This window comes from Rhizobacter sp. P1_G5, from assembly GCF_056405435.1.
In genome coordinates this window covers 1-6,019 of record NZ_JBFUCB010000372.1, presented here as the reverse complement: position 1 = coordinate 6,019, position 6,019 = coordinate 1, and the positions used below count along the sequence as shown (strand labels likewise).

Genomic DNA, 6,019 nt, shown 5'->3' with positions numbered 1-6,019 from the left:
CAGCCAGGTGATGCCATCGCGTTGCTGCATCGGCTCGGCGGCGCTGCGCTGCAGTGCGCGCACCGTCCAGCCCGCGTCGCGCAGCTGGCGCGCGACCTCGCCGCCGATGCCGCCGGTGGCGCCCAGCACCAGGGCCGTCTTGTTGCCGTCGTGGATGTGGCCGTCGTTCATCTCGATCTCCAGGTGGGTGGTGGGTATGGAGCGGATTCTGGGCGGCGGCGGGCTCGAATGGAATTGCCGAACATCGTGGTGACGCTATACATTCATGTATGACTTCAACCATCGGCTGGGAGCTCTACCGCAGCTTCCTCGGCGTGCTCGACGAGGGCTCGCTGTCGGGGGCCGCGCGCCTGCTCGGCATCACGCAGCCCACCGTCGGCCGGCACGTGGCCGCGCTCGAGCAGGCGCTCGGCATCGTGCTGTTCACGCGGTCGCAGGCCGGCCTGCTGCCGACCGAGGCGGCACAGTCGCTGCGCCCGTATGCCGAGGCGATGCAGAGCACCGCGGCGGCGCTGGAGCGCGCGGCCGGCGGCCAGGGTGATGGCGGCGCCGTCAAGGGCACGGTGCGCATCAGCTGCAGCGACGTGATGGGCATCGAGGTGCTGCCGCCGATCCTGGCCGGGCTGCACGAGGCGCATCCGCAGCTGAAGATCGAGCTGGTGCTGACCGACAAGCTGCAGGACCTGCTGCGCCGCGAGGCCGACATCGCGGTGCGCATGGTGCAGCCGAAGCAGGAGCAGCTGGTCGCGCGCCACGTCGGCGACATCGAGCTGGGCCTGTACGCGCGGCGCGACTACCTCGAGCGCCGCGGCACGCCGCGCCGGCCCGAAGAGCTCGCGGGCCACGCGGCGATCGGCTACGACCAGCCGTCCGCGTGGCTGCGCCAGGCCGAGAAGGCGCTGCACGGCCTGCGGCGCGAGGTCTTCACGCTGCGCAGCGACAGCAACGTGGCGCAGCTGGCGCTGATCCGCGCCGGGGCCGGCATCGGCATGTGCCAGGTGCCTCTCGCCCGGCGCGACGGCAGCCTGGTGCGGCTGCTGCCGAAGCTCTTCACGCTGCCGCTGCCGACCTGGGTCACGATGCATGAAGACCTGCGCAGCAGCCCGCGCTGCCGCGTCGCCTTCGATGCGCTGGTCGAGGGTTTGCTGGCCTACGTCGGCGGGCCAAGGCAATGACAAGCCAAACCGCGCGATGATGCGCGTCTGCCCTGCCTCCGATCCGCCCACCGTGACCTCGACCGTGCTCTCCCGCCCCGCAGATTCCTGGCCCCGTGCCGTCGTGCGGCGCCTGCTCGCGCTGTGGCCGACCAAGCTGGTGGGCATCAGCGCCGGCATCTCGCTGTTCTTCGTGCTGTATTTCTGGGCCGCGCGCTCGCCGCAGGCCGCCGTCACGGTGATGCCGGTGCTGGCGCTGGACCGCTGGTTCACGCTGCGCGAGGGGCTGCTGCCGGTGTATGCGTCGCTGTGGGTCTACGTGTCGCTCGCGCCGGCGTTCTCGAAGGACGGCGGCGAGCTCGCGCGCTACACGCTGCGGGCCGCGCTGATGAGCGCCATCGGCTTCGCGTTCTACCTGTTCTACCCGAGCGCGGTGCCGGATTTCGGCGTCGATTGGTCGCAGTACGGCAGCCTGCAGTTCCTGCGCGCGGGCGACGCGTCGCGCAACGCGTTCCCGTCGCTGCACGTGTCGTTCGCGGTGCTGACCTGCCACCTGCTCGCGCGCCAGCTGCGCGAGCTCGAGGTGCCGGTCGTGCTGCGGTGGGTGAACCTGGCGTGGTGCATCGGCATCGCCTATTCGACGATCGCGATCCGCCAGCACGTGGTGGTCGACGTGCTGGGCGGGCTGGTGCTCGGCGTGTTGGTGGCGGCGTTGCCGCTGCGCGGGCCGGCACGCTGATTGCCTCGACGAGGTTCGCTGGAATCAAGGAGCGATCCATGCTGCAGGATGTCCGCATCGTCACCGTCTCGATCGCCGTGCCCTGGCAGGTCGTCTACGAGTTCGCGCGCCAGCCGTCGCTGCTGCCGCAATGGGCCTCGGGTCTCGCGGCCGGCATCGCCGAGGAAGGCGGGCGCTGGTGGGCCGAATCGCCGATGGGGCGGGTGCAGGTCGAGATGACGCCCGACAACCCGTACGGCGTGCTGGACCACGAGGTCACGCTGCCCGACGGCACGGTATTCCACAACCCGCTGCGCGCGGTGGCCAATGGGGATGGCTGCGAGCTGACGTTCACGGTGTTTCGGGCCGACGGGGTCGACAGCACGCAGTTCGAGAAGGACTGCGCGCATGTACTGAGCGACCTGCAGGCGCTGAAGCGCCTGATGGAGAGCCGGGCGCACCGCTGAACGCGGCGCGGCGATCAGGGCTGGCCGTCGGCGATCTGCTTGACCGCGTGCCGCAGCTGCCGGCGCCCCTCGGCGTTGGTCGCCCGCCAGGCGGTCAGCGCGAGTTGCAGGAACTGCAGTTCCGAGGGCGTCAGCCCCTGCGGCTCGTGCGCCTCATCCAGCCAGCCGGCCGGCTGTTCGCGTGCCGCCTCGATCTGCCGCGCGAGCTTGTCGCCGATCGGCCGGCTGCTCTTGATCTGGCTCCACATGCTGGGGCTGATCTGCAGGGCCTGCGCGAACAGCTGCTCCATGCCCTTCGGGGCGATGCCGTCGCGCATCTGCGCCTCGGCGAAGCGCTGGAACAGCGTCAGGGCGTTCTGTCGGCGCAGCAGGGTGATGTTGTCGGACACGGCGGGAGCGAAGGGAAGGCGGCGGGCAGCGGGAGATTGTCGCACCGGGGTGAAGAGTCTTTACCTTGCCAGCGGAGAGAATGCCGCGCCAAGGAGATCCCATGACCGCTGCCGACACGCCACCGCATGACACCCAGCCGATCGACCCCGCGATCCGGGCCGAGATCATGGACAAGCTCGCCGCCGTCGAGGCGCAGGAAGGCGTGCGCATCCTGTTCGCCTGCGAGTCCGGCAGCCGGGGCTGGGGTTTCGCGTCGCCGGATTCGGACTACACCACTACCACGCGATGGGCCGCGGCAATTTCCGGGAGTACCTGCACGGCGAGCAGGTGCGCGCGAAGAAATACCTCTACGTGCTGCGCCCGCTGCTGGCCGCCAAGTGGGTGCTCGAGCGGCCGGAGGCCCCGCCGATGGCCTTCGAGGCGCTGGTCGACGCGATGGTGGGCGACCCGGCGGTGCGGCACGAGATCGCCGAGCTGCTGGTACTGAAGCGCCGCAGCGGCGAACAGGAGTGGCTGCCGGCACGGCCGGTGCTGAATGCGTTCATCGGCGAACTGGTCGCGCAACTCGCCCTGGCCCAGCCTCGGGACGAGGCGGTGCCGCTGGAGCGGCTGGACGAGTTGCTGTTCGAGACGGTGATGCTCTCGATGGAAGGCAGCAGCTGATGCAATTCCGCTCGCGGTGATGCGAAATCGCTACCGGCGACCCTTCACACCAACGGCAGCATCACCACCTTCCGATACGCCTCCCGCTTCGACAACGCATCGAACCAGCGCTGCACCTGCGGCAGTTCGTCGCGCTCGATCGGCAGCGTCATCCAGCGCCACACCGCGCAGCCGAGCGCGATGTCGCCCATCGTGAAGCGCTCGCCGCCGACGAACGCGCGGCCTTCGAGTTGCGCGTCGAGAACGTGCATCGCATCCAGCGTCTCGCGGCGCGCGGCCTCCACGAGGTTGTCGTCGCGCTCATGCTCGGGCGTGCGCAGGAAGGCGCGGAAGATCGGCACCATCGACGGCCACAGCGTCGAGTTCGACCAGTCGATCCAGCGGTCGACTTCGGCGCGCGCCGCGACGTCCTCCGGCCACAGGCTGCCGGCCGCATGCTTGGCCGCGAGGTAGCGCAGCACGGTGCCGGACTCCCACACGACGAAGCCGTCGTCGTCGATCGTCGGCACCAGCCCGTTCGGGTTCAGGCGGCGGAACTCCGCGGTGTCGACCACGCCGTAGTGCCGTCCGGCATCGATCCGTTCGTAGGCGAGGCCGATCTCCTCGCAGCACCACAGCACCTTCTGCACGTTGATCGAATCGGCATTGCCCCAGATCTTCAGCATTCACGGTCCCGGCAGTGGTTGATGCGGGCCCACTCTACCGAGGGGCCCGCCCGGGCGTGAACGTGGGGGCTTACCAGCCCGAGTTGCCGGTCCCGCGGATGAAGAAGCTGCTCGGCGCGGTGTCCTGCTTCAGGCCGCCGAGCGCCGGGTTCGTCACCACCACGCCGTCGAAGTTCACCGCCCCGCGGCCACCGTTGTCGATGACCTCGATGCCGTACCTGCCCGGGTTGGTGATGCGGATGTTCTTCAGCTTCACGTTGCGCATCTGCGCGTTGTCGGCGTCACGCAGCAGGTCCGGGTGGAACTTCTCGCCCGGCGGCACGAAGGCGGTGCCGAAGCCGCGGAACTCGATGCCCGAGTAGGTCGGGTCGACGATGTCGACGTTCTCCACCAGGATGTCGTTGATGCCGCCTTCGCGCATGTAGAACTTCAGCGCACCGTGCTGCCACGGCGTCGCGGTGTTCTCCATGAACATCGGGCCGCCCGCGCGGATCAGCGAGATGTTGCTGAAGGTCGTGGTCGCCGGGCCGAACGGGTACGGGCTGAACTCGTTGTCGATCAGGATGCCCGGGTAGGTCAGCACGTCTTCGCAGACGCTGTCCTTGAACACGTTGTTCGCGCCGCCGTAGGCCGCGAAGCAGTTCGCGCGCCACGGCATCTGCACCGTGTTGTTGCGGAACACGTTGTTGACGCCCTGGCCCTGGTCGGGCGCGTTCTTGCCCTCCGGGCTGATGAAGTTGTCGCCCAGCTGGTAGGTCTTCTCCTTGACCCAGTCGGTCCACTTGATCGACCACACCACCAGCGCGTCGTCGCCGGTGTTGCGCAGGTGGCAGTTCTCGACCACCGAGTTCGAGGTGCCGTTGTCGAAGTTGATCCCGTCCGCATACGTGTTGCGGATGCGGCAGTTGCGGACCGTCAGGTTCTGCGTCGGCTGGGTCTGGTACGGGGGATCGTTGCCGACCCAGATCGCACCGACCACGTGCTCGATCCAGACGTTCTCGATCAGGCTGTTGGCGCCCATCGGGCCGGCGAAGGCCTTCTGCACGCCTTCCGATTCCTCGGCCCGCGCCTTCGATTCGCCGAGGATCGAGAAATCGCCGAACACGCATTTCGCGCTCGCGCCGTAGCAGAAGAACAGCGACTTCGGACCCTTCAGGTTCGTGTACCACATGCCCGCGCCGCGCACCTCGATGCCCGGGTTGTCGAGCCCGACGTTGCCGCCGCTGATCTTCTGCAGCAGGTAGTCGCCCGGCGGGAACCACAGCTTGCTGGTCGAGCGCATCGCACGCAGCACGTCGTCGGCGTGGTCCTTGCCGTCGTTCGGCTGGATGYCGAACTGCGTCACCGACGTGAAGCCCGCCGGCATCGTCAGCGCGGTCGGCACCGGCTCGATGTCGACCAGGTCGATCACGTAGAACGCCGCGGTGTCCTGCGCGTCGCGGCGCAGCATCACCGTCGCGCCGGCCGGGATGTTGTCGACCAGCGTGCGCACCTCGTCGAAGAAGGTGTGCGGCAGGCCGGCCGGCTTGTCGACGATCGGGTCGCCGATCAGCCCGCCCTGGTACGACCAGCTGTAGCGCGAGGTCAGCGGCAGCGTCTTCACGCGCACGCCGTTCACGTACAGGCCCAGCGTGCTGTCGATGCCGCCGCCGCCCGGGGCGTCGGGGATCGAGTAGCGCACGACGACGCCGTTGCCGGCCTTCGTGGTCTTGAACGACACGTAGTCGCCGGTCTTGTTCAGGCGCACCGCCTTGCGGCCGATGGCCTCGGCCTCGATGTGGTTCGCGTCCCACTTCTGGCGGCTCGGGCCGAGGATCTGGGCGTTGGTGGTGCCGTCTTCAGCCTGGTACTCGACCCAGGGCACATTGGCGCCGCGGCCAGGGACGGGTGCGGGCGCCGGGGCGGGCGCGGGGGCCGGTGCCGGGGCGGGAGCAGGCGCCGGAGCGGGGGCCGGTGCGGGCG

General features: G+C 69.2%; 8 protein-coding genes and 1 pseudogene. 5 read left to right on the top strand and 4 right to left on the bottom strand.

The window, feature by feature from the left end; all coding sequences use genetic code 11:
* A partial coding sequence (locus tag AC1D12_RS22075) for an NmrA family NAD(P)-binding protein (RefSeq protein ID WP_477842868.1) occupies window positions 1–171 on the bottom strand: 171 nt, incomplete at its 3' end.
* 98 nt (window positions 172–269) lie between these two features.
* On the opposite strand from AC1D12_RS22075, the gene AC1D12_RS22070 reads away from it, so the two are divergent.
* From AC1D12_RS22070 to AC1D12_RS22060, 3 genes are read left to right on the top strand one after another with little or no spacing between them, the layout of a single operon-like run.
* Window positions 270–1,175 carry a LysR family transcriptional regulator gene (locus tag AC1D12_RS22070; RefSeq protein ID WP_477842866.1) on the top strand — a complete coding sequence of 302 codons (906 nt, stop codon included), beginning with the start codon at window positions 270–272 and terminating at the stop codon, window positions 1,173–1,175.
* Window positions 1,176–1,227: 52 nt separating this feature from the next.
* On the top strand, window positions 1,228–1,893 hold the full coding sequence (locus tag AC1D12_RS22065; RefSeq protein ID WP_477842864.1) for a phosphatase PAP2 family protein: 666 nt from the start codon (window positions 1,228–1,230) through the stop codon (window positions 1,891–1,893).
* 38 nt (window positions 1,894–1,931) lie between these two features.
* Window positions 1,932–2,339: an SRPBCC family protein gene (locus AC1D12_RS22060; protein WP_477842862.1), complete on the top strand. Its 408-nt coding sequence runs from the start codon at window positions 1,932–1,934 to the stop codon at window positions 2,337–2,339.
* A 14-nt stretch (window positions 2,340–2,353) separates the two neighbouring features.
* Here AC1D12_RS22060 and AC1D12_RS22055 read toward each other — a convergent pair whose 3' ends face one another.
* Window positions 2,354–2,728, bottom strand: a complete 375-nt coding sequence (locus tag AC1D12_RS22055) for a hypothetical protein (protein ID WP_477842860.1) — start codon at window positions 2,726–2,728, stop codon at window positions 2,354–2,356.
* An 80-nt stretch (window positions 2,729–2,808) separates the two neighbouring features.
* Here AC1D12_RS22055 and AC1D12_RS22050 point away from each other — a divergent pair.
* Window positions 2,809–2,943: pseudogene (locus AC1D12_RS22050) on the top strand (hypothetical protein); the annotation flags it as partial.
* 71 nt (window positions 2,944–3,014) lie between these two features.
* Complete coding sequence (locus tag AC1D12_RS22045) at window positions 3,015–3,392, top strand: DNA polymerase beta superfamily protein (protein ID WP_477842858.1); 378 nt, start codon at window positions 3,015–3,017, stop codon at window positions 3,390–3,392.
* Window positions 3,393–3,436: 44 nt separating this feature from the next.
* On the opposite strand, the gene AC1D12_RS22040 is transcribed toward AC1D12_RS22045, so the two are convergent.
* Complete coding sequence (locus AC1D12_RS22040; protein WP_477825764.1) at window positions 3,437–4,057, bottom strand: glutathione S-transferase family protein; 621 nt, start codon at window positions 4,055–4,057, stop codon at window positions 3,437–3,439.
* Between the two features lie 70 nt (window positions 4,058–4,127).
* Window positions 4,128–6,019, bottom strand: a 1,892-nt coding sequence (locus AC1D12_RS22035; RefSeq protein ID WP_477842856.1) for a right-handed parallel beta-helix repeat-containing protein, incomplete at its 5' end; no start/stop codon positions are given.